The sequence below is a fragment of the Streptomyces sp. NPDC059080 genome (assembly GCF_042739975.1).
GTDB lineage: Bacteria > Actinomycetota > Actinomycetes > Streptomycetales > Streptomycetaceae > Streptomyces > Streptomyces benahoarensis.
Map to the genome: position 1 here is coordinate 13,173 of NZ_JBHYGX010000056.1, position 22,725 is coordinate 35,897.

Consider the following 22,725-nt stretch of genomic DNA (forward strand, 5'->3'; position numbering starts at 1 on the left):
GGGGTGGTTTGTGAGTGTCTTCCCCTTTGTTTGTTTCACTGTGGCCCCCCCGCCGCGCGCCGCCGCCCCCCCCGGGGGGGGGGGGCGCGGGGCGCGGGGGGCCGCCCCGGCGAATACGGCGTCTTCACAGATAAAGCTGCTGCTCACAGGCCCAGCAATACGTCTTGCCGGCCCGCTTGTGGGTCCACCGGTGCTCGTACCCCGGCCCCATCCGTGCGACTCACCACGCACTGTCCGGACAAGCTCCGCCCTACACGATCTCCTGCTGACCTTGGTGGGGCTGGTCGAGCTGTTGCTCGCGCTTGCGCTGATCGATCCGCAGCGTTTCGACGGTCTCGGCGAACAGTTCCAGGTTCTCGCGTTCGTCGCGGTTGTAGGGGGCGATGGCCAGATCGAGTGCGGTGGTGTGCTGTTCGATGGCGTCGGCGGTCTGCTGGAGGTTGAAGCCGCGCTCCTTGAACTTGAAGTAGCCCATCACCGAGGTGATGACAGAGACGGCGGCACCGAGGCCGATGAGGATCCCCTTACCGGGCTGCGGGGGGTCATCGAGGGCCGTGACGGCAGGGATGGCGGCCGAGCACAGGATCAGCGTCCACTGGAGCCAGTTGTGCCGGCGGCGGTAAGTCGCGCTTTCAGCGCGCAGCCGGTCGATCTCTCGGGGGATGACCTCGCGGTACGAGTACTGGCGCTCGAACGCAGCGCGAGCAACTTTAGAGGCGGCAAGAACCCGCTCCTCCTCGGCAAGTTCGAGGTCAAGTCTGAGCTGCTCGACCGTCTTGACCTGCTGCAGAAGGTGCCCATGTTCATCCCGGATCCGGGGCTGTCCAGTATGGAAATTGCTGACGAAGGTGATGCACCCAACGACAAGAGCGACAGAAGCGAGGAGACCGAAAATATTGAGGGGCGCCATGTTGAAACGACGCCAGGTAAGAGCGGTCGCGCCAGCAAGGACGAGCAGCAGCAGCGGAGCACCGAGCCACCCCACGAGTGTGGCCGTGCTGACCATGCGGGTGCGCTTGATCTGACGCTGGAGATCGGCGACGGTGCGCCGATGGTCTATCAAGGCGACGATGGGATCATTTGTGTCAAGGCCGGACTGCGGCATGTGCGGACTTCCCCCATGGCCGAACGGACTGGCGGTCAGAACCGCCCTGCTCAAGGCCCCCTACTGGTCACGAGGGCCTCTCAGCGTCTTGTTGTAGCGCGGGCAACAGGACGGGGGTTCCTGTTCAGCGGGATTGACGCAAAGGTTCCTTCGCTGGCCGGATCGCTCGCTGTCGCGCCACCGCCCCGGGCCGTGCAACCCAGAGATCGGCACGTCTCGGTCGTGTGAATCACGCCGAGGAAGCCTCGCTGGTACATCAACCCGACTGCTAACCAACCGAGTCGACCTATTTGTGTCCTACGCTGTCGCGCCGACGCGTCGGGCAAACGCCCGTACGCCGGGGAGGGCACGGTCGTGGCGCATGAGCCCGACAGTCATGGTCCGGACCGATTCGCGGCGGACTTCCTGAGGTGCCGCCTGCTCGGCGGCCAGGAGGGCTCGGTAGCAGCGGTCGGGCTTGCTCCACTGGTCGAAGGCGCGAGCGACATCGATCCAGTAGCGAGCTTGACGTTCGGTGGTGGGCAGCGCAGCGGCATCGATGCGGCGGGCGTGCTCGACGGCTTGGCCCGCGTCGCCGAGTAGATGACTGATCGAGACCTGGTGGAGGAGGACCTGGCTCGGGCCGAAGATGTTGCCGCGCAGCAGGGCATCGTGGCCGAGTTGGCCGGCGGTGGCCTGGGCCTCGGCGATTAGGGCGTGCGCGGTGTGCCGGTCGCCGTGCTTGGCAGCGGTGTAGGCGGCGGTGGCGTACAGGTTGCCCTGGACGGAGAGCCGTTCGGTGGCGTCGGCGGTCCGGTCGACGGCCAGTTGCCGGGCGGCGGTGACGGCGACATCGGTGGCACGGGCGTAGTGCCCTTGGCGGCGCCATGCAGAGGAGACCATGCGATGGGACTCGGCGACGGTGAGGGCGTCCGCGCCACTGAGAGCTGCGGTGAGGGCGCGGTCGGCGGTGACCGCGGCCAGGCCGTCTTCGCCGAGCTTGATGCAGAGCCGGGTGGTGATGTTGTAGAGATCGGCGACGGCGGTTGCCGCGTGCTCCGGGTGGCCGTCCGTGCCAAGCGCCTGGGCGAGCGCGATGCGCGCCGGGAGGGCGCGGGCGAGGGCGTCGTAGCGGCAAGCGCTGAAGCCCTGGCGCGAAGCGTCCACCGCGGCGGTGACGGCGGCGGGGGTGGGATCTCGGGTGAGGACTTGGCCGTGCGACCGGTGAAGCAGCATGTCTTCCAGGCCGGACAGGTTCGGCTTCACCACGGCGTGGGCGTCCGCCGAAGGCCCGAGGACCGTACCGGCAGTAGCCGCGGCCAGAGTTGCCAGGAGTTCGCGGCGTCGCACCGGGTCGTCCCCCTCTTCTCCGAACAGGGCCTGCGGGGCCACCCTAGTGGTGCCGGGGTGGTCCGGTGTTGCCGCCCGGCGCTGCGGAGCGAGACCGAGTAGCTGCGGCGGGATGTCCAGACAGGCGGCAAGCTGCTGGAGCAGCAGCACGTCACGCATGGGCTGCTTGCCGCGTTCCATCCGGGACAGGGAAGCGGCGGTATAGCCGACCCGCTCGCCCACTTCGGCGAGCGTGATGTCGGCCGCTCGGCGAGCCAACCGGACGATGGCTCCGACATCGCTGCGGGCGCGGGCGTCACGCATGGCCGCTGAGCGCCAGATGGGATGGGCGTTGTCCACGACTCACCTCCTGCCGGGCTCATTGTCCCGTCAAACCGCCCTGCAACACGAGAAGTTGCAAGCCGTTTGCGCCTGGTGCAAACCGTGTGCGCGCCCAGGCGCCGCACCTCGCCTTGCCCGGCGGCCTGCGGTGTCCTCGTGACCACGGGCAGCCCGCATCCGAGCGGGCCGCAGGCATACCCCGAGGGGTGAGCGCGATGGAAGGAAAAACCTCTGTCCGGGGCGTATCGGCTCCGGTCACCCACGCGACGCCACTGAAGCGGGACGCGACGTACGACCACCGCGCCCAGCAGGCCGCCCTGGACATCGAGATCCATCACACCGACGGCCGCACCACCACGTCGGTGCTCATCCTGACCCCGGACCAGGTGGAGCTGTACGCCATCCAGTTCGAGCAGCTGATCGCCAAGCGCGAACGGGCCCGACAGGCGGGCCGGTGACACCGCACATCTCACCACGGCATGGAGGCACTGTGCACGACACCAGGTTGAAGGAACTCACCGGCCGGACCGTGCTGGTCACCGGAGGCGCAGGGCTTATCGGCAGCCGAATCACCGCCTGCCTGCGCCGCGCGGGAGCCCGCCCGCTCTCCCTGTGCACGCTGGGCGCCTACCCCCGGCGCACCTACCGCGACCTGTTCGGGATCGGCCCCGCCGACCCGGACGTCATCGTCGGCAACATCCAGAACCCGGACGTGGTCAGGAAGGCGGTGGCCGAATCCGACTACGTGATCCACGCCGCCGCCCTCGCCGACGTCGCCGCCTGCACCCGCAAGCCCATGGCGGCGATCCACACCAACATCACCGGCACGCAGGTACTGCTCGACGCGGTGGCCGCCTGCGACCGGGTCCGCCGACTCGTCTTCGTATCCTCGGCCAGCGTCTACGGCAACGGCACCCCGGAGGACTGGGCACGCCCGTGCGAGGAGTACCGGACCGTGCGCAAGCTGCTGGAAGCCGTCTACGGGCGGATCCCGCCGCAGTTCCACGAGCACACGCCGCTGCGGCCGATGTCCGCCTACGCCAACACCAAGGCGTGGGGCGAAACGCAGACCGCTCTCACGCTGGGCGCCGTGGGCACCTCGTACACGGTCGTGCGGTACTTCTCCGTCTACGGAGAGCCGCAGGTCATCAAGGAGAACAGCCACTCGTGGGTCGTGGCCTGGTTCGCCACCCGCGCCGCCCTGGGGCTGCCCCTGCACCTCAACGGCGGCGGCCACCAGATCCGGGACCTGGTCCACGTCGAGGACATCGCCACCGCCACCGTACGGGCCCTGGCCGCCCCGCGGGCCCACAACGAGACGGTCAACATCGGAACCGGCACCCCCACCAGCATCCGCACCGTTGCCGAGCTGGTCGCCGAGCAGTACCCGGGCACGCGGTTCGAGGAGACGCCGATGCCTCCCGGTGACCCGCTCGGCGGCTACGCATCCACCCACCGCGTGGAAGCGGTGCTCGGCTGGCGGCCCACGATCACCGTCAAGGACGGAGTGGCCCGCTACGTGGACTGGCTGAAAAAGACCCCCGAGGCGATCCCCTCGTGGCTGCGGGCCGATTCCGGGGCCGCGACCGCCTGATCAGATGACCGGCGGCCGGCCCAGGCGGGCCATCTTCCACACCGTGGACCACCGCATCGGCCGACGGGGCGGGCAGGGCGTGCGCAGGCCCTCGGCGAACCCGCCGAACCACGCCCGCAGCCCCGCCGCCGACCGGGTACGGGCCACGGTCAGCACGGTCCAGACGCCCAGGTAGGCAGGGATGAGGAGGGCAGGAAGGTGTCTCTTGGCGAGCCAGACCCGGTTGCGGGCGACCATGCGGTGGAAGACCGCATGCCGGGCCGGCGACGTCCACGGGTGCTGGAGCACCAGCTCCGGTTCGTAGAGCACCTTCCAACCCGCGTCCAGCGCACGCCAGGCCAGGTCGGTCTCCTCATGCGCGTAGAAGAACGGCTCGGGCCAGCCACCGATCTTCTCCAGCATCCGCATGGACAGCCCGTGCCCGCCGCCCAGGAACGTCGTCACCAGCCCACCCCGCATCGGATCAGCCGCGCGCAGACGCGGGACGTGACGGCGCTGGGTACGTCCCCGCTCATCGGCGATACGGAAGCTGACGACGCCCAGCCGCGTATCCGCTTCATACAACTCCACGAGCCGGGTGAAGACATCCCGGCTGATCAGCAGGCCGTCATCGTCCAGGTCCACCACCACATCGACGTCCCCGAACTCCCGCAGCCGGGCCAGGGCCACGTTCCTGCCACCGGCGACGCCCAGGTTCTCCGGCAGTTCCACGCCGGTCACCCACTGCGGCAGCGGCGGCAGCGGCGAGCCGTTGCCGACCACCACCACCCGCGCCGCCGGCGTGTCCTGCCCCGCGACCGACTCCAGCAGCTCGGCCAGTTCGGCGGGCCGTGTGCCCATGGTCAAGATGGCGACGCCAACGCGCGGGTGACACACGGATGAACTCTCCGTTCCTCGGGTCCGGTGCCGGTGATGCTAGCCGCCCCGGGGACGGCCACCGACCACACTCCGAAAGGGCCACCCATGCCCACCATCCGCCTCGGCCACCACCTCACCGCCCCCACCAGCGGGATGCTGAACGGCACCCCGTACGAGCAACTGGAGCAGACGGAGCTGTCCGACTTCCTCGCGCTCTGGGAGGAATGGCACCGCCAGGCACTCACCCGGCTCCCGCACCGCATCCACCCCACCGCGCAGATACACCCCACCGCGATCATCGGCGACGACGTGATCATCGGCCCCCGCGTACGCGTGTGGGAGTTCTCCACCGTCCGCGCCGGCTCCGTGCTGTGCGCCGACGTCTCGGTCGGCTTCAACTGCGAAGTCACCCGATCGTTCCTCGGCGAGCGGGCCATCCTCGGCCACCGCATCGGAATCAACCGCACCCTCGTCGGTGCCGACGCCCACCTGTCCGCCAACCTGACCGTCGCGGCCATCAGCATGTGGAGCCCCCACATGAGCAGACCGGAACGAGAGATCGTCCTGCGTACCCCCAGCGGCCTTTACCGCTGCGGCACACCACAGTTCGGCGCCCTGATCGGGGACCGTGTCCAGACGAGCAACAGCATCAGCCTCGGCCCCGGCCTCGTACTCGGACGCGACTGCCGGATCGCCGGCGGCGTCACCATCGCCGCACGCACCATCCCCGACCACAGCGTCATCACCGCGCCGCACACTTCTGACCTCCACGTCCGCCGGCGGCCCACACACCGCAGGAGGACCGTGCCGGGAGCATGATGCCGCAGGATGACACGACTCATTCGGGCGAGGAAACACCCCTGCCCCGCACCCACCAAAGCGGATACGGGGCAGGACGCGGCACGTTCCCTACGGCGTAGCCCGCCGCCGTCGTGCCCCCGGCCGCCGCTCGCTGGGCCGGGTGACCGGGTCGCCCGCCTCGATGGCGGCGTCGCGGCGCGCCGCGCCGAAGTCCGCCAGCGCCTCCGCCAGCTTGTGCACCGACGGCTCGGGCGAGAGCACGTCCACCCGCAGCCCGTGCTCCTCCGCGGTCTTCGCGGTCGCCGGGCCGATACAGGCGATGACCGTGACGTTGTGCGGCTTGCCCGCGATGCCGACGAGGTTGCGGACGGTCGAGGACGAGGTGAAGAGCACCGCGTCGAAACCGCCGCCCTTGATCGCCTCGCGGGTCTCCGCGGGCGGCGGCGACGCCCGCACCGTGCGGTACGCGGTGACGTCGTCGACCTCCCAGCCCAGCTCGATCAGGCCCGCCACCAGCGTCTCGGTGGCGATGTCGGCGCGCGGCAGGAAGACCCGGTCGATCGGGTCGAAGACCGCGTCGTAGGGCGGCCAGTCCTCCAGCAGCCCGGCCGCCGACTGCTCGCCGGACGGCACCAGATCGGGCTTCACGCCGAAGGCGATCAGCGCCTTGGCGGTCTGCTCACCGACCGCCGCGACCTTGATCCCGGCGAACGCCCGGGCGTCGAGGCCGTACTCCTCGAACTTCTCCCGGACCGCCTTGACGGCGTTGACCGAGGTGAAGGCGATCCACTCGTACCGGCCGGTGACCAGGCCCTTGACCGCGCGCTCCATCTGCTGCGGGGTGCGCGGCGGCTCGACGGCGATCGTCGGGACCTCATGCGGCACCGCGCCGTACGAAACGAGCTGGTCGGAGAGCGACGCGGCCTGCTCCTTCGTCCGCGGCACGAGGACCTTCCAGCCGAACAGCGGCTTGGACTCGAACCACGACAGCTGGTCGCGCTGCGCCACGGCGCCCCGCTCACCGACCACGGCTATGACCGGCTGCCCGCCGTCCGGCGACGGCAGCACCTTGGCGGACTTCAGGACCTGCGCGACCGACCCGAGGGTGGCGTTCCAGGTGCGCTGGCGGGTGGTCGTACCGGCGACGGTGACCGTCATCGGGGTGCCGGGCTTGCGGCCCGCCGACACCAGCTCACCGGCGGCCGCGGCCACCGAGTCGAGGCTGGTGGAGACGACGGCGGTCGCGTCGCTGCCGCCCAGCTCGGCCCAGCAACGGTCGGACGCCGTCCGCGCGTCGACGAACCGGACGTCGGTGCCCTCGGCGTCGCGCAGCGGCACACCGGCGTACGCGGGGACGCCCACGGCGGTGGCGATGCCGGGCACGACCTCGAAGACGATGCCCTCGGCGGCGCAGGCCAGCATCTCCTCGGCGACGTTGCCGTCCAGACCGGGGTCACCGGTCACGGCACGGACGACCCGCTTGCCGGTGCGCGCAGCCGCCATGACAAGATTGGCGGTGTCACGCAGTGAGGAAACTTCTGCGGGCAGGACGGGCTTTGACGCCTCGTCAGCTGACGCCTGCAGCGGTGTGTCCACCTGTGCGCGGGCGTGCACGCGCACGACATCCAGCGCCTGCGGGTCGGCGATCAGCACGTCCGCCTGGGCCAGTGCCTCCACGGCACGCAGCGTCAGCAGACCCGGGTCTCCCGGCCCGGCACCGAGGAAGGTGACCTGACCGGAGGCGGAGTGATTCGGGGCGGTGGGGTTCAAAGTGCTCGCTCCCCCATAAGACCGGCCGCACCCTTGGCGAGCATCTCGGCGGCGAGTTCACGGCCCATGCGCAGCGGCGTCGTGGTGTCGTCGGGAGAGGCGGGTACGTGCCCGGTGGTGGACAGCTGCACCAGCGCGCTGCCGTCGGTCGTGCCGACGACGCCGCGCAGGCGCATTTCGGTGACAGCCTGCTCGTCGGCCATGGGGCCTCCCCTGCTCGAACGAAGTCGAGAGCTTGGGTTGGGGCCTCCCCTGCTCGAACGAAGTCGAGAGCTTGGGGAAAGGTCGGCCAGCGCACCCACGGGTGCGGAACAGCCGGCCTCCAGGGCAGCGAGCAGGGAACGCTCGGCGGTCACGGCGGCCCGGGTGAAGGGGTCGTCGAGCCCGGCGAGCTCGGCGGCGAGGTCTGCGTTGACCGCAGCACACTCGACCGCCAGTGCCCCCTGGCCGGGGGCGGGCAGAACCATGTCGGGCGACAGCAGCTGCGTCGCCTCGTCGATACGGCCGATCCGGGTGAGCCCGGCGGCCGCCAGTACGACGCCGTCCAGCTCGCCCTTCTCGACGAAGGCGATACGGGTGTCGACGTTCCCGCGGATCGGCACCGCCTCGATGCGGCGGCCCAGCTGCCGCGCCCAGGCGTTGAGCTGCGCCATCCGCCGCGGGGAGCCCGTCCCCACCCGGGCGCCGTCCGGCAGCTCCTCGAAGGCGAGCCCGTCCCTGGCTATGAGCGCATCCCGCGGGTCCTCACGCCGCGGCACGGCCGCCAGCGTCAGGTCGTCGGGCTGCGCCGTCGGCAGGTCCTTGAGCGAGTGGACCGCGAAGTCGATCTCCCCGGCGAGCAGCGCATCGCGCAGCGCGGAGACGAAGACGCCGGTGCCGCCGATCCGCGCGAGCTGCTCGCGGGAGGTGTCGCCGTACGTGGTGATCTCCACCAGCTCGACGGGGCGGCCCGTCAGCTCGCGGACCGCGTCGGCGACCTGTCCGGACTGGGCCACGGCGAGCTTGCTCCGCCGTGTGCCCAGCCGAAGGGGCGTGCCCCTCGTTGTGCTGTCAGTCATGCCCGCTCCCGTGCTGCATCGTGCCTGTCGGCCCGCGTATCGGCCCTGCTGACGGCGGCGACCGTCTGGGGGTCGAGATCGAAGAGTTCCCGCAGCGCGTCCGCGTACCCGGCGCCGCCGGGCTCGCTGGCGAGCTGCTTGACCCGCACGGTGGGCGCGTGCAGGAGTTTGTCGACGACTCGGCGCACGGTCTGCGTGATCTCCGCGCGCTCCTTGTCGTCCAGGTCGGGGAGGCGGCCGTCGAGCCGGGCCATCTCGCCCGCCACGACACCGGCGGCCATGGTGCGCAGGGCGACCACGGTCGGCGTGATGTGCGCCGCCCGCTGGGCCGCGCCGAAGGCGGCGACCTCGTCCGCGACGAGGGACCGCACCTTGTCCACATCGGCCGCCATCGGCGCGTCCGCGGACGCGTCGGCCAGCGATTCGATGTCGACGAGGTGCGCACCCTCGACGCGGTGGACGGCGGCGTCGATGTCCCGTGGCATCGCCAGGTCGAGCAGCGCCAGGTCCGCGGCGCGCCCGGCGCGGGCGGCGGCGACCGCCTCGGCGCCGAGCACCAGACCGGTCGCCCCCGTACAGGAGACCACCACGTCGGCGGCGGCCAGCTCCGCGCCGACGGCCGACATCGCCACGGCGCGGGCGCGCAGGCCGGTGGCGGCGCCGGGGCCGCCCGGCTCGGTGAGGATCCGGGTCAGCCGCTCGGCGCGCTCCACGGTGCGGTTGGCGACGGCCAGCTCTCCGACCCCGGCGCGGGCCAGGGTGGTGGCGGCCAGCGACGACATCGAACCGGCGCCGATCACCAGCGCCCGCTTGCCGCGCGCCCACTCCGCGACGTCCGCGCCGCCCGCCAGCTGCTCCAGGCCGAAGGTGACGAGCGACTGCCCGGCCTTGTCGATACCGGTCTCGCTGTGCGCGCGCTTGCCGACCCGCAGCGCCTGCTGGAAGAGGTCGTTCAGCAGCCGCCCGGCGGTGTGCTGCTCCTGCGCGACGGCGAGCGCATCCTTGATCTGCCCGAGGATCTGCCCCTCGCCGACGACCATCGAGTCCAGCCCGCAGGCCACCGAGAAGAGGTGGTGGACGGCGCGGTCCTCGTAGTGGACGTAGAGATACGGGGTGAGCTCGTCCAGCTCGGCAGCGCCGTGGCGGGCCAGCAGCGTCGACAGCTCGGCGACACCGGCGTGGAACTTGTCCACGTCGGCGTAGAGCTCGATGCGGTTGCAGGTGGAGAGCACGGCGGCCTCGCTCACCGGCTCGGCCGCGACGGCCTCCCGGAGCAGCTTGCCCCGCACCTCGGGCGCGAGCGCAGCCCGCTCCAGCGCACTCACGGGCGCGGTGCGATGACTCAGTCCTACGACGAGCAGGCTCATGGGTGCACCTCGCTCCGCGAGGCACGGCCTTCGCCGGTGACGCACCTTTCGATGATTCTCTCGCTGCGCTCGCTCATGCCGGCATCACGGCGGGGACGTCCCCGTCCGGTCCCTTGCGGTCGTCGGCCGGTGCCACGGCGGCGGCCTCCGCGACGGCGCGGGCCGCGGGCGCCGGTGTGGCCGCACCCTCGTCGCCGGCCTTGCGCTGCTCGTGGAAGGCGAGGATCTGCAGCTCTATGGAGAGGTCGACCTTGCGGACGTCCACGCCGTCCGGGACGGTCAGCACGGTCGGCGCGAAGTTGAGGATCGAGGTGACACCGGCGGCGACGAGGCGGTCGCAGACCTGCTGGGCGGCGCCCGCGGGCGTCGCGATCACGCCGATCGAGACGCCGTCGTCCTCGATGATGTGCTCCAGCTCGTCGGTGTGCTGCACCGCGATACCGGCGACGGGCTTCCCGGCCATGGCGGGATCGGCGTCGATCAGTGCGGCCACCCGGAAACCACGCGAGGCGAAGCCGCCGTAGTTGGCGAGCGCGGCGCCGAGATTACCGATGCCGACGATCACAACCGGCCAATCCTGGGTGAGGCCGAGTTCCCGCGAGATCTGGTAGACGAGATACTCCACGTCGTAACCGACACCACGCGTCCCGTAGGAGCCGAGGTACGAGAAGTCCTTGCGCAGCTTGGCGGAGTTGACCCCCGCCGCGGCGGCCAGTTCCTCGGAGGAGACCGTGGGGACCGAGCGCTCGGAGAGCGCGGTCAGTGCACGCAGATACAGCGGAAGCCGGGCGACGGTGGCCTCGGGAATCCCTCGGCTTCGGGTCGCCGGTCGGTGAGTTCGGCCAGTTGCCACGGTGCTCCTGCGGGTAGAGCGGGGCTGCGGGCGGCCATACGTCACCCGACCGCCCTGTCCTATGCAGGCTATGTCTTTGTGAACGTGTGCACAAAGATGATGTCCGCTTTGTCTGGCCAAAGTGATCGGTGTCACGCGCCTTTTGACGCGGTCCGTGGAACCAACTTCCGCACCACGCCGTTCGCCCGCTACCCGCAGGTCACACGGGTTCACTGACGGGAGCACGCGCCCTCACTCCTCATCGTCATACCCCCGGACACCTACAAATCGCCCACCGATGGTAGTCGACCTCCGGGCCGTCCCGCGCCGCCGCGCTCCCGGCACAATGACCCCATGGCCCCCTCGTTCGGCATGTTCAGCCGCGCCCCCCGCAAGAGCCCCGCAGAGCGCACCGTCACCCTCATCGGGAAGCCCGGCTGCCACCTCTGCGACGACGCCCAGGCCGTGATCGAGCGGATCTGCGCCGAGACCGGCGCCTCCTGGGAGAAGAAGGACATCACCGAGGACGCCGAGCTGCACCGCAAGTACTGGGAGCAGATTCCGGTCATCCTCGTCGACGGCGCCCAGCACGACTTCTGGCGCGTCGACCCGAAGCGCCTCCGGGGCGCACTGGGGGCCTGAGTTCGGCGGAGGGCGGCGGAGTTCGGCGGACGCCCGTCACCCACCCGTCGCCCCCTCCCCTGTAGCGCGACACCGGGCCATCACCGGAACCACGGAACCGACTGGCTACGCTGTCCATATGGCCCGCCCGTCGCCCGACCACCGCCCCGGTAGGAATCCCTCCGGGACGCCCGACGGGCCGTCGCCCGAGGATCACTCCGGCACGGCCCCTTCCGACACCGCTTCCGGCACCCCGTCCGCCGCCCCCGGCCACCGCCTCGGCGCCGCGCTCGCCGGGGTGCGCGCGCCCGCCTGGCTCAGCCGCCGCCGTCGCCCCGCCACCGCCCGCAGCGTGCTGGCCGGCGAGGCCGCCGCCGAGGCCGCCCGTAAGACCTCCCAGGAGGCCGAGGAGGCGGAGGCGGAGAGCGCCGCCGCGGAGGAGCCGGAGTTCCCCGTCGTCGGCGACGACCGCGCCGCCGCCTTCTTCGACCTCGACAACACGGTCATGCAGGGCGCCGCCCTCTTCCACTTCGGCCGCGGCCTCTACAAACGCCACTTCTTCCACAAGCGCGAACTGGCCCGCTTCGCCTGGCAGCAGATCTACTTCCGCCTGGCCGGCTCGGAGAACCCCGAGCACATGGCCGACGTCCGCAACAGCGCCCTCTCCATCGTCCAGGGCCACCGCGTCTCCGAGCTGATGTCCATCGGCGAGGAGATCTACGACGAGTACATGGCCGAACGCGTCTGGCCCGGCACCCGCGCCCTCGCCCAGGCCCACCTCGACGCCGGGCAGAAGGTCTGGCTGGTCACCGCGGCGCCGGTCGAGACCGCGACGATCATCGCCCGGCGGCTCGGCCTGACCGGCGCGCTCGGCACCGTCGCGGAGTCCGTCGGCGGCGTCTACACCGGCAAGCTCGTCGGCGAACCGCTGCACGGCCCCGCCAAGGCCGAGGCCGTCCGCGCGCTCGCCGCCGCCGAGGGCCTCCAGCTCGCCCGCTGCGCCGCGTACAGCGACTCCGCCAACGACATCCCGATGCTGTCGCTCGTCGGCCACCCCTACGCCATCAACCCCGACGGACGGCTGCGCAAGCACGCCCGGGAGAACGGCTGGCGGCTGCGCGACTACCGCACGGGCCGCAAGGCCGTCCGCATCGGCATCCCGGCCGCCGCCGGGGTCGGCGCGCTCGCGGGTGGCGCGGCCGCCGCCGCCGCCCTCCAGCGCCGCCGCCGCTGACCGGCCCGGCCCCCGCGCGCCGCCGCCGCTGACCAGGATTGATCACCGGCAGGCGGCCGCACCCGTTCCTTCCGGTGCCCCGCCCCGCCCCCACCTGCGGTCCGGTTGCTGGCGCTCCACCACAACACGCCCTCCAACCTGGCAAATTGCGTCACCTTTCGATCAAAAGCTGTTCAGTAATCGATACTACTTCCGCCACCAATCAGGCACGGATCGTAAGTAATCGATGATTTGAACAACTGGGTGTAGCGCTGCCTATACGAAGCGTTATTCTCCTCAGACGCATTCCGGAACCCACACGTCCCTACGACGAGTGAATGGTCCCGCACTGCACGTGATGGAAGCTCTGCCTCTGGGAGTCCCGTGTACCCACACGTCGGGGTTGACGCCTCGGGCCTGGCTACGCTGCGTACGACACTCGTCGACCACCTGCGCAGTTTTGTCCCCACCGCGTACGCCGTCCCCGCATTCGCCACAGCCGTCCCCGCCGGCCCCTGCTACGCCCTGGCCGACGGGAGCGCGGCGGTCGGCAAGCCCGCGACCGCCGGCAGAACCCGCCGCTCCGGCACCGGCACGACCACCGCCCGACGCCCCGTCGACAGCGACAGCCGTCGCATGATGGACCTCGTCGAACGCGCCCAGTCCGGAGAGACCGAAGCCTTCGGCCGCCTCTACGACCAGTACGCCGACACGGTCTACCGCTACATCTACTACCGCGTCGGCGGCCGGGCCACCGCCGAGGACCTCACCAGCGAGACCTTTCTGCGGGCCCTGCGCCGCATCGGCACCTTCACCTGGCAGGGCCGCGACTTCGGCGCCTGGCTGGTGACGATCGCCCGCAACCTCGTCGCCGACCACTTCAAGTCCTCCCGCTTCCGCCTGGAGGTCACCACCGGCGAGATGCTCGACGCCAACGAGGTCGAGCGCAGCCCCGAGGACTCCGTCCTCGAATCGCTCTCCAACGCCGCCCTCCTGGAGGCGGTCCGCAAGCTCAACCCCCAGCAGCAGGAGTGCGTGACCCTGCGCTTCCTGCAAGGTCTCTCCGTCGCCGAGACCGCCCGTGTGATGGGCAAGAACGAAGGCGCGATCAAGACCCTCCAGTACCGCGCGGTGCGCACCCTCGCCCGGCTGCTGCCCGAAGACGCCCGCTGACCGCCACCCACCCCGCCCCCCTTGTTCGCCGCCCGGTCACACGTACGCCCACTTCTGGTGACGTACGGTGAGCGGCCGTGCTCCCTTGGTCAGATCATCGTGTGTGCGTAACCCGTGTGCCGCGCCGCTCGTTGTGTGGGATGCAGGCTCCATGCGGTCACGCCCTGTCCGCTGCCGCTCACTCCTTCGAGTGGCCGCGGAGGGCGGCGTGCAACCGTCCGGCCCGTCTGGATGGTCCAAGCCAGTCAGGGGAGTCGAGCGGGATGACGAGAGGAGGTGCCGCCCGTGATCGCGAATATCTCGGCGCACCGGCGGGCCAACGCCTTCGCCCAGGCCCTGGAGGACCAGAGCTCCCGGGGCGCGGCCGAGGACCAGGACAACACCGCGGCCCAGACGCCGGGTGAAGCACGACTGTTGGCGGTGACGGACGGCCTCGGGGAACTCCCGAAGCCGGAGATGGCCACCGAGGTCAAGACCGTCCAGCGCGCCCAGCTGATGGCCGCGATGGAGGCCGCCTTCGCCGAAGGCAGCCCGTCCGACGGTGCCCGGGTGCCCGAACAACGCTCCTCCGGCGGCGCCCACCGCGCCGCCGAGCAGCTCGGGAGGCTGCGCCCGCGCTCGCGGCTGACGAAGCGGCTGGCAGCGGGCGGACTGACCGTCGGCGTCGCCGCCGGGGCGTTCAGCGGCGTCGCCGCCGCCAGCTCCGACGCCCTCCCGGGCGACTCCCTCTACGGCCTCAAGCGCGGCATGGAGGACTTCAAGCTCGGCCTGAGCGACGACGACGCCGACCGCGGCCGTCTCTACCTCGACCAGGCCGCCACCCGGATGCTGGAGGCCCGCCGCCTGATGGAGCGCGGCCGCGTCGCCGACCTCGACCACGAATCGCTCGCCGAGGTCCGCCGGACGCTGACCGGGATCACCCACGACGCGGGCGAGGGCCACCGCCTGCTCTACGCCGCGTACGAGCGCGACGGCTCCCTCGGCCCCATCGAGACGCTGGACTCCTTCACCACGTCCCACCGCACCACCTGGACGCAGTTGCGCGACCGGCTCCCCGCGCAACTCACCGATGCGCGAGACGAGGTCAGCTCGGTCTTCGACGCGATGGACAAGCAGGTCAAGCCGTTGCGTGGGCTGCTGCCCACCCCGGAGAAGGCGGAGCGCCAGGGCGCTTCCCCGGCCACGCCGGACCGCGCGTCCGGGCAGCCACACCCGTCACCGACCGTGCAGCGCGCCCCGTCCGGCAACGCCGGCCACCCGGCCCGCCCGTCGGCCACCCCGTCCGAGGAGCAGGGGCTGCTCGGCGGCGACACCGGCGGCCTGCTCGGCGGCCCCGCCCACGACGCCGCCACGCCGTCGCACAGCGGCGGCAAGGGCACCACGGACCACCCGGACATCACCGTCCCGCCGCTCATCCCGGGCCTGCTGCCCGGTCTGGGCATCGACGGCGAGAACACCCACGGCTGACCGGCGTACGGCCCGCTCCCTCGGCCCGGTGCCGGGCGGGGAGCGGACCGTACCGCTGTCAGAAGAAGACCGACCGGCGCTGCACCAGCAGCTTGTACAGCGTGTGCTGAATCGTTTCCCGGACCTGGTCGGTGAGGTTGAACATCAGCATCGGGTCGTCGGCCGCCTCCGGCGGATAGCCGTCCGTCGCGATCGGCTCGCCGAACTGGATCGTCCACTTCGTCGGCAGCGGCAGCGCGCCCACCGGCCCGAGCCACGGGAACGTCGGCGTCAGCGGGAAGTACGGCAGTCCCAGCACCCGCGCCAGCGTCCTGGCGTTGCCGATCATCGGGTAGATCTCCTCGGCGCCCACGATCGAGCACGGCACGATCGGCGCTCCGGCACGCAGCGCCGTCGAGACGAAACCGCCCCGCCCGAAGCGCTGGAGCTTGTACCGGTCCGCGAACGGCTTGCCGATGCCCTTGAACCCCTCCGGCATCACCCCGACGACCTCCCCGCGCTCCAGCAGCCGCTGCGCGTCCTCCGCGCAGGCCAGGGTGTGCCCGGCCTTCCGCGCCAGCGCGCTGACCACCGGCAGCACGAAGACCAGATCGGCCGCGAGGAGCCGCAGATGCCGGTCGGCCGGGTGGTGGTCGTGCACCGCGGCCTGGAGCATCAGGCCGTCCAGCGGCAGCGTCCCGGAGTGGTTCGCGACGACCAGCGCACCGCCGTCCGCCGGGATGTTCTCCACGCCCCGGACATCGACCCGGAAGTACTTCTCGGCCAGCGGGCGCAGCAGCGACATCAGGACCTGGTCGGTCAGCTCCTCGTCGTAGCCGAAGTCGTCGACCTCGTACTCGCCGGTGAGGCGCCGCCGCAGGAAGCGCAGGCCCCCGGCGAGGCGGTCGTCCAGCGAGCGGCCGCCGCGCGCCGCCGACTGCGCCGGGCGCGACGGGCCGCCGGTGCGGGCCTCCGGTACGGGCGTGAGCGGGACCGCGGTGCCGTTCACCGGCCGCCGGGCCGTGCGGCGCGCCCGGGGCTCCTCGCCGAACGGAATGACCTTGGCGTCCGCCATCTCGCGTGCACTCCTCACTGAGCCGGGCGCGCGCAGAGCGCGTCGGCGAGCCGGTCGACGGTACGGGCGAGGCAGTCCGGTGGCAGCAGCCCCGGGCCACGGCTGCGGGCGAACTCCGCGAACGTCTGCGCCGTCGTGTACTCCGGGTCGAAGCCCAGCGTCTCGCGCATCTGCGTGGTGCGGACGACCCGGCCGTGGGTGAGCAGCCGGATCTGCTCCGGCGAGAAGTCCGAGACGCCGACGGCGCGGAGCGCGGCGCCCGCCCAGGTGACGGTGGGCAGCAGCAGCGGCAGCGTCGGCCGCCCCAGCCGGCGGGCGGTCTGCGACAGCAGCAGCACGCCGTCGCCCGCGATGTTGAACGTGCCGCTGTTGAGCGTCCCCCGGCGCGGTTCGGACGCCGCGATCAACAGCGCCGCCAGCGCGTCCTCCTCGTGGACGAACTGCAGCCGCGGGTCGTACCCGAGGACGGTCGGCAGCACCGGCAGCGAGAAGTACTCGGCGAGCGGGGAGTCCGCGCACGGCCCGAGGACGTTGGCGAAGCGCAGGACGCACACCGCGACGTCCGGGCGCCGCCGGGCGAAGCCGCGGACATACCCCTCGACCTCGACGACGTCCTTGGCGAACCCGCCGGACGGCAGCGACTTCGGCGGGGTGTCCTCCCCGAAAACCGCCGGGTCGCGGGGGGCCGAACCGTAGAAGCTGGTACTGGACTTGACGACCAGCCGCTGCACCCGGGGCGCCTTCTGGCACGCGCCGAGCAGCTGCATGGTGCCGATGACGTTGGTCTCCTTGACGGCGGTGCGACCGCCACGGCTGCCCAGCGGGGTGCCGTTGACATCCATGTGGACGACGGTGTCGACGCCGGTCTCGGCCAGGACGCGGGCGATGGCCGGATGCCGGATGTCGGCCTTCAGGAACTCCGCGCCGTCCAGCGGATGCGCGGGGGCCACCGCATCGACGCCGATCACCCGCTCCACGGCCGGGTCGCGGAGGATCCGCCGGACGAACCGTCCGGCGAGCTGCCGGGCGACTCCCGTGACGAGCACGACCCTGCCCAAGACCGGCCCTCCTTCCGCCCTCGGCCGCCGCCTGCGCCGAGCTGTGCGCTCCACGCTATCGGGTCGCTGTCACACCACGACGACCTCACGCTGCCCGCGGTCGCGTTTCCGCTCCACCGGCCCCAGGAGCAGCTCAGGGCCGGACCGAACAGGCCCCCCGAACGCACCGTGGCCCCCCACCGCACGGGGCGGTGGGGGGCCACGGAAAACGCGATCCGCGTCGCTTACTTCTTGTTGCGACGCTGCACGCGGGTGCGCTTGAGCAGCTTGCGGTGCTTCTTCTTGGCCATCCGCTTGCGCCGCTTCTTGATAACAGAGCCCACGACTACCCTCGCTCACTTCGAATTACTCGGTGCGGGGCGTCCGAGCCCACACTACCTACATCGGGCCAGCCTACCCGGCGCCGGGCGTACGACGTAATCCGAGGGCCAGGGAGCCTCCGTCAGGCCGATTCGACGCCTACGTAGGAGTCCCGGAGGTAGTCGTGGACCGCCTGCTCCGGCACGCGGAACGACCGGCCCACCCGGATCGCGGGCAGATGACCGCTGTGCACCAGGCGGTACACGGTCATCTTCGACACTCGCATCACGGTGGCGACCTCCGCCACCGTCAGAAAAACGACCTCGTTGAGAGGCTTCTGGTCCGCAGCCATGCCACACCTGCACCTTCCGCATATGACGGGCACCGGCTTCCCCTCCGGTCACTCTTCGTCGCTATGCGCTCACTCCCCAATTTAGGGGCGGGTGATACGAGTGGGGAAGAGGAGCCACTGGGACCGCAAAAAGCGCCACTACTAGTGCAGTTCTGCTCTATTGAGGACATAACGCCACAGCGGCCGGTAGTGCGCGGCGGCCACCGCGTCGTCCAGGGGCACCACCGCGCACACCCGGCCCTCGGCCTCCCCGACGAACGGCCCCGGATCGTCCGCATCCGCCAGCCCGATCGCCTCAAACCCCAGCTGACCTGCACCGCAGATCCAGCCGTGATCACCGACGACCAGTTCCGGCAACGGGCCGCCGCCGTCCGCCGCGGCGGCCAGGGCCAGCCGCACGGGGAGGGGCGAATGGGTATGCACGCGCCCCTCCCCGGATGCGCCCCCCACGCCGGTCCCGCGCATCAGCGCGACTCCCCGTACGTAGTCGAGTACGTACGTGCGTACGCCGAACCGCGTCGTCATGTCGGCACGGAAACCCCGTCCCGGGGTGAGCACGGCGCACCCCGCCGCCGCGAGGCCGTCCGCGAGCGCGGCGTAGAACTCCAGCAGGCCGTGCGGGTGTCCGGTGCCGAGCAGCACCGGGGCGCGCCGGGCCGCCGCCGCGGCGATCCGGCCGGCGAACCGCTCCAGGGCGGCGAGCGTGCGGTCCGGGTCGATCACGTTCGGCCCCCGGGCGTCCGCCGGGTCCGCCGCCGCCCCGCAGCGCCGCGCCATCAGCCGCAGCACCTCCGCGACCGGCCACTCCCCTACGGGTTCGAGCCCCAGCAGCGCCCGGGGGTCGCGCGCCGCGAAGAGGCGGTAGCGCTCCAGGCTCTTCTCCCGCGGGGTCGCGAGGGTCCCCGCGAGCCGCGCCTCGATCAGATGGGCGCGCAGCGCACCGGTCCCCGACACGGCGCCCATGCTGACCCGCCGCCCGCACCCACGGGCCGGAACCACCCGGTAGTCACACATCCGGACGCACCGGGGGCACCACGCGGCGGGGCGTACGAGGAGGGGCCGGGGCCGTTCCGCACGAGGGCGGGCGGGGACCGTTCCGCACGAGGGCGGGCCGGAGCCGTTCCGCACGAGGCGGCCCCCACCCGCCCCGTACACACTCACCTCACGGCAGCAGCCCGTGCGCCGGGAAGACCGCCCGGCGGGTGGCGAGGATCGCCTGGTCGAGCCGGTCCGCCGGGTCGTAGCCGCCCTCGGCGAAGTCGCGCCAGCGCGGTTCGACGCCGTCGGTCATCCGGTGCGGCGCGGGCTGCCGGGTGCGGCGGAACACCTCGTGCCGCCAGTCCTCCGGCACCCGCGTCTCCGGGTCGAGCGGGCGTCCCGCGGCGATGGCCGTCAGATGGGTCCAGGCGCGCGGCACGACGTCCACCACCGCGTACCCGCCGCCGCCCAGCGCGATCCACCGCCCGTCCGCGTGGTCATGGGCCAGCGCGTGGCAGGCCAGCGCCACCGCCCGCTGTCCGTCCAGGCTCACCCCAAGGTGCGCCAGCGGGTCCTCGACGTGGGTGTCCGCGCCGTGCTGGGTCACCAGGACCTGCGGCCGGAACGCGCCGAGCAGGTCGGGCACCACCGCGTGGAACGCCCGCAGCCAGCCCGCGTCGCCGGTCCCCGCGGGCAGCGCCAGGTTGGCCGCGCTGCCCTCCGCGCCCGGCCCGCCGGTCTCCTGCGGCCAGCCGGTCCCCGGGAACAGCGTCCGCGGATGCTCGTGCACCGAGATCGTCAGCACCCGCGGGTCCTCCCAGAACGCCGCCTGGACCCCGTCCCCGTGGTGCACATCGGTGTCGACGTACGCGACCCGCTCCACGCCCAGCTCCAGCAGCCGCGCGATGGCCAGCGCCGCGTCGTTGTAGATGCAGAAGCCCGCCGCCCCGCCCGGCATCGCATGGTGCAGCCCGCCCGCGAAGTTCACCGCGTGCAGCGCGTCCCCGCGCACCACCGCCTCCGCGGCGCCCACCGACTGACCGGCGATCAGCGCCGACGCCTCGTGCATACCGCGGAACGCCGGATCGTCCTCGGTGCCCAGCCCGTACGTGACGTCCGCGGCCGCCGGATCGGCGGAGGCGGCCCGTACCGCGTCGAGGTAGTCGGCGCGGTGCACCAGCCGCAGCGTCGACTCGCCCGCGGGCCGCGCCGCGACCACCTCCACCGGCGCCCGGTCCAGGCCGAACGCCTCCACCAACCGCATGGTCAGCGCCAGCCGTACGGGGTCCATGGGGTGCCCGCGGCCGAAGTCGTAGCCCGTTACTGCCTCATCCCACATCAGCTGTGCGCGGCCGCTCATGCACGTCACCGTATCGGGCACCGGACGGCCGGAACGAGCGGGCGCACACCAGCGTCACCAGCACCAGCAGCATCGGTACGAGCATCGCGCCCCGATAGCTCCACGCATCCCCGAGCGCCCCCACCAGCGGCGAACCCACCAGAAAACCCACATAGTTGAAGATGTTCAGCCGCGCGATCGCACCGTCCGACGCCCCGCCGCCGTCCCGCTCGTACGCCAGTCGCCCGGCCGCCGCGAACGTCTGCGGCACGATCACGCAGAGCCCGAGGCCGAGCAGGGTGAATCCGGCCATCCCCGCCCACGCGCCCGGCGCCACCGCCACCACCGCGAAGCCCCCGGCCGCGACGACCGCCCCGGCGCGCACCACCGCGACCGCCCCGAAGCGCCGCACCCCCAGATCCCCGACGGCCCGCCCGAGCAGCATGGTGATCATGTAGACGTTGTACGGCACGGTCGCCAGCTGCTCGGAACTGCCCAGCACATCCTGGAGATACTTCGCGCTCCAGTTGGAGACCGTCGAATCCCCGATGTACGCGCACGCCATCACCAGGCAGAGCGGCAGCAACAGCCGCATCGAGACGGCGGCCGCCCCGCCGCTCGCCGCCCCGGTACCACCCTGCTGGGTGGCCACCGCGGCCGGCCCGTCGACGAACCACCGACCGGCGACCACCGCCACGGGGACGAGCACCGCCACCACCGGCCCGTAGAGCACCGCGAGCGACAGTTGCCAGTGCGCCCCGGCCCACGCCAGCGACGCCCCGACGATGCCGCCCAGGCTGTACGCGGCGTGGAAGCCGAGCATGATGCTCCGGCCGTACGCCCGTTGGAGGCTGACCCCGAGCATGTTCATGGCGGCGTCCAGCGCGCCCACGGCCAGCCCGAACACGGCCAGCGCCACGGCCGCCTGCGCCATCGAACCCGCCGAACCCGCCGCCAGCAGCGCCAGACAGACCACCGGCTGCACCCCGCGCAACACCCGGCTCGGCCGCACCCGCCTCACCAGCTGTTCGGTCAGGACGCTCCCGACCCCGGCCAGCACCGGCACCGCCGCGAGAAAGGCGGGCAGGACGGCGTCGGAGATCCCGTACCGGTCCTGGATCGCCGGAATCCGCGTCACCAGAAGCGCGAACACCGTGCCCTGAACGAAGAAGCTGAGGGCCAACGCGACCCTGCCGTACCGCGCTTGCGAACCTGGACCCCGGGGCGCCGTCATGGCCGCACAGCCTAGAACTCGCCGCTACCGAGGGGTAGATGGATCACAGCGGCAATTCCGCGGGGCACCCGGGCGACGCCCGTGGCTACGAGGGCGACGCCCGGTGGCGGCGCTGCCGACGGCCTGCGGGCGCGCGGGCTACTTCGCCAGCAGCGCGGGAAGCTCCGCCATCTCCGCGAACAGCCCGGTGGCCTCCCCCAGGCGCGCGGCGGGCGTCATCGCCGTGAATCCGTACGCATCCATCCCCGCGGCGCGCGCGGCCGCCACCCCCAGCGGGCTGTCCTCGACGACGGCACACCGCTCCGGCGCAACACCCATCCGCTCCGCCGCGTGCAGAAAGAGATCCGGCGCCGGCTTTCCCCGCCCGACATCCTGCGCGGAGAAGATCCGCTCCTCCTCGAAGCGCCCGAAAAGCCCGGTGGTCCGCAACGCCACCCGAATCCGCTCATGACTGCCGGACGACCCGACGCAGTACGGAATACCCCCCGCGGCCAGCCGGTCCAGAACGGAGCCAATGCCCCGCACCGGCTCCAACTCCGTACGGAACGCGGCGAAGACCCGGGCATGGAATTCCTCGTCGAACTCTTCGGGCAGCCGCTTCCCGGACCGCTCCAGCACGACGTCATGAATGCGGTGCATGGCCGAGCCCATGTAGTCCCGTATCGATTCCTCGTACGTGGTGGGGTGCCCCAGCTCGGTGAGATGGGCGGCGAGAATCCGATGAGAGATCGGCTCGCTGTCCACCAGCACACCGTCATTATCAAAAATGACCAGGTCGTAGCGCATCTCCCGAGCGTAACCGGACCCTGAACGCAAAAATGCTCCGGCCCCCGGAAACCACTGACTGGTTTCCGGAGACCGGAGCTCAAAAATTGTTCGGCGGCGTCCTACTCTCCCACAG

22 protein-coding genes are annotated in these 22,725 nt (G+C 71.7%); 7 read left to right on the forward strand and 15 right to left on the reverse strand.

The window, feature by feature from the left end; genetic code table 11:
* Window positions 1-250: 250 nt before the first annotated feature.
* Together ACFWWQ_RS27690 and ACFWWQ_RS27695 are read right to left on the reverse strand one after the other, a co-directional pair.
* The gene (locus tag ACFWWQ_RS27690) at window positions 251-1,105 is read right to left on the reverse strand and encodes a DUF4231 domain-containing protein (RefSeq protein WP_384601627.1); all 855 of its coding nucleotides are present in this window, start codon (window positions 1,103-1,105) and stop codon (window positions 251-253) included.
* A 297-nt stretch (window positions 1,106-1,402) separates the two neighbouring features.
* Window positions 1,403-2,773, reverse strand: a complete 1,371-nt coding sequence (locus tag ACFWWQ_RS27695) for a helix-turn-helix domain-containing protein (protein ID WP_384601630.1) — start codon at window positions 2,771-2,773, stop codon at window positions 1,403-1,405.
* Window positions 2,774-2,970: 197 nt separating this feature from the next.
* Between ACFWWQ_RS27695 and ACFWWQ_RS27700 the strand changes: the two genes are divergently transcribed.
* Both ACFWWQ_RS27700 and ACFWWQ_RS27705 read left to right on the forward strand, forming a co-directional pair.
* Complete coding sequence (locus ACFWWQ_RS27700; RefSeq protein ID WP_384601682.1) at window positions 2,971-3,213, forward strand: hypothetical protein; 243 nt, start codon at window positions 2,971-2,973, stop codon at window positions 3,211-3,213.
* Between the two features lie 32 nt (window positions 3,214-3,245).
* On the forward strand, window positions 3,246-4,349 hold the full coding sequence (locus tag ACFWWQ_RS27705) for an NAD-dependent epimerase/dehydratase family protein (protein ID WP_384601633.1): 1,104 nt from the start codon (window positions 3,246-3,248) through the stop codon (window positions 4,347-4,349).
* Here ACFWWQ_RS27705 and ACFWWQ_RS27710 read toward each other — a convergent pair whose 3' ends face one another.
* A complete protein-coding gene (locus tag ACFWWQ_RS27710; protein WP_384601636.1) occupies window positions 4,350-5,225 on the reverse strand; it encodes a glycosyltransferase family 2 protein in 876 nt (291 codons plus the stop codon). It lies immediately after the preceding gene.
* 87 nt (window positions 5,226-5,312) lie between these two features.
* On the opposite strand from ACFWWQ_RS27710, the gene ACFWWQ_RS27715 reads away from it, so the two are divergent.
* On the forward strand, window positions 5,313-6,026 hold the full coding sequence (locus tag ACFWWQ_RS27715; RefSeq protein WP_384601640.1) for a transferase: 714 nt from the start codon (window positions 5,313-5,315) through the stop codon (window positions 6,024-6,026).
* A 90-nt stretch (window positions 6,027-6,116) separates the two neighbouring features.
* On the opposite strand, the gene ACFWWQ_RS27720 is transcribed toward ACFWWQ_RS27715, so the two are convergent.
* The 4 genes from ACFWWQ_RS27720 to ACFWWQ_RS27735 form a co-directional block, all read right to left on the reverse strand.
* Complete coding sequence (locus ACFWWQ_RS27720) at window positions 6,117-7,778, reverse strand: uroporphyrinogen-III synthase (RefSeq protein ID WP_384601642.1); 1,662 nt, start codon at window positions 7,776-7,778, stop codon at window positions 6,117-6,119.
* Window positions 7,775-8,836 carry a hydroxymethylbilane synthase gene (hemC, locus tag ACFWWQ_RS27725; protein WP_384601645.1) on the reverse strand — a complete coding sequence of 354 codons (1,062 nt, stop codon included), beginning with the start codon at window positions 8,834-8,836 and terminating at the stop codon, window positions 7,775-7,777. Before hemC ends, ACFWWQ_RS27720 begins: the two co-directional genes overlap by 4 nt.
* Window positions 8,833-10,203 (reverse strand): glutamyl-tRNA reductase, encoded by a 1,371-nt coding sequence (locus tag ACFWWQ_RS27730; RefSeq protein WP_384601648.1) that lies wholly within the window; start codon window positions 10,201-10,203, stop codon window positions 8,833-8,835. Before ACFWWQ_RS27730 ends, hemC begins: the two co-directional genes overlap by 4 nt.
* 73 nt (window positions 10,204-10,276) lie before the next feature.
* Window positions 10,277-11,056, reverse strand: a complete 780-nt coding sequence (locus tag ACFWWQ_RS27735; RefSeq protein WP_384601651.1) for a redox-sensing transcriptional repressor Rex — start codon at window positions 11,054-11,056, stop codon at window positions 10,277-10,279.
* A gap of 333 nt (window positions 11,057-11,389) precedes the next feature.
* Here ACFWWQ_RS27735 and ACFWWQ_RS27740 point away from each other — a divergent pair, with 333 nt between their 5' ends.
* The 4 genes from ACFWWQ_RS27740 (at window position 11,390) to ACFWWQ_RS27755 (ending at window position 15,509) form a co-directional block, all read left to right on the forward strand.
* Window positions 11,390-11,677, forward strand: a complete 288-nt coding sequence (locus tag ACFWWQ_RS27740) for a glutaredoxin family protein (RefSeq protein WP_384601654.1) — start codon at window positions 11,390-11,392, stop codon at window positions 11,675-11,677.
* Between the two features lie 277 nt (window positions 11,678-11,954).
* Window positions 11,955-12,890, forward strand: a complete 936-nt coding sequence (locus ACFWWQ_RS27745; RefSeq protein ID WP_384601684.1) for an HAD family hydrolase — start codon at window positions 11,955-11,957, stop codon at window positions 12,888-12,890.
* A 363-nt stretch (window positions 12,891-13,253) separates the two neighbouring features.
* The gene (locus ACFWWQ_RS27750) at window positions 13,254-14,042 is read left to right on the forward strand and encodes an ECF subfamily RNA polymerase sigma factor, BldN family (protein WP_384601657.1); all 789 of its coding nucleotides are present in this window, start codon (window positions 13,254-13,256) and stop codon (window positions 14,040-14,042) included.
* 285 nt (window positions 14,043-14,327) lie between these two features.
* On the forward strand, window positions 14,328-15,509 hold the full coding sequence (locus ACFWWQ_RS27755) for a DUF5667 domain-containing protein (protein ID WP_384601659.1): 1,182 nt from the start codon (window positions 14,328-14,330) through the stop codon (window positions 15,507-15,509).
* A 58-nt stretch (window positions 15,510-15,567) separates the two neighbouring features.
* Here ACFWWQ_RS27755 and ACFWWQ_RS27760 read toward each other — a convergent pair whose 3' ends face one another.
* The 8 genes from ACFWWQ_RS27760 to ACFWWQ_RS27795 all read right to left on the reverse strand — a co-directional run bounded on the left by ACFWWQ_RS27760 (window position 15,568) and on the right by ACFWWQ_RS27795 (window position 22,610).
* Window positions 15,568-16,563: a lysophospholipid acyltransferase family protein gene (locus ACFWWQ_RS27760; protein ID WP_384601662.1), complete on the reverse strand. Its 996-nt coding sequence runs from the start codon at window positions 16,561-16,563 to the stop codon at window positions 15,568-15,570.
* Window positions 16,564-16,577: 14 nt separating this feature from the next.
* Window positions 16,578-17,621: an NAD-dependent epimerase/dehydratase family protein gene (locus tag ACFWWQ_RS27765; protein WP_384601665.1), complete on the reverse strand. Its 1,044-nt coding sequence runs from the start codon at window positions 17,619-17,621 to the stop codon at window positions 16,578-16,580.
* Window positions 17,622-17,845: 224 nt separating this feature from the next.
* Entirely contained in the window at window positions 17,846-17,944 is a 99-nt protein-coding gene (locus ACFWWQ_RS27770; RefSeq protein ID WP_003948845.1) for a 30S ribosomal protein bS22, read from the reverse strand.
* A gap of 119 nt (window positions 17,945-18,063) precedes the next feature.
* Window positions 18,064-18,273, reverse strand: a complete 210-nt coding sequence (locus tag ACFWWQ_RS27775; RefSeq protein ID WP_384601668.1) for a helix-turn-helix domain-containing protein — start codon at window positions 18,271-18,273, stop codon at window positions 18,064-18,066.
* A 141-nt stretch (window positions 18,274-18,414) separates the two neighbouring features.
* Window positions 18,415-19,227 carry a phosphatase gene (locus ACFWWQ_RS27780; protein WP_384601671.1) on the reverse strand — a complete coding sequence of 271 codons (813 nt, stop codon included), beginning with the start codon at window positions 19,225-19,227 and terminating at the stop codon, window positions 18,415-18,417.
* 208 nt (window positions 19,228-19,435) lie between these two features.
* A complete protein-coding gene (locus ACFWWQ_RS27785; RefSeq protein ID WP_384601673.1) occupies window positions 19,436-20,611 on the reverse strand; it encodes an acetoin utilization protein AcuC in 1,176 nt (391 codons plus the stop codon).
* Entirely contained in the window at window positions 20,580-21,824 is a 1,245-nt protein-coding gene (locus tag ACFWWQ_RS27790; RefSeq protein ID WP_384601676.1) for an MFS transporter, read from the reverse strand. Before ACFWWQ_RS27790 ends, ACFWWQ_RS27785 begins: the two co-directional genes overlap by 32 nt.
* A gap of 138 nt (window positions 21,825-21,962) precedes the next feature.
* Window positions 21,963-22,610, reverse strand: coding sequence for an HAD family hydrolase (locus tag ACFWWQ_RS27795; RefSeq protein WP_384601679.1), 648 nt, complete (start codon window positions 22,608-22,610; stop codon window positions 21,963-21,965).
* Window positions 22,611-22,725: the final 115 nt, after the last annotated feature.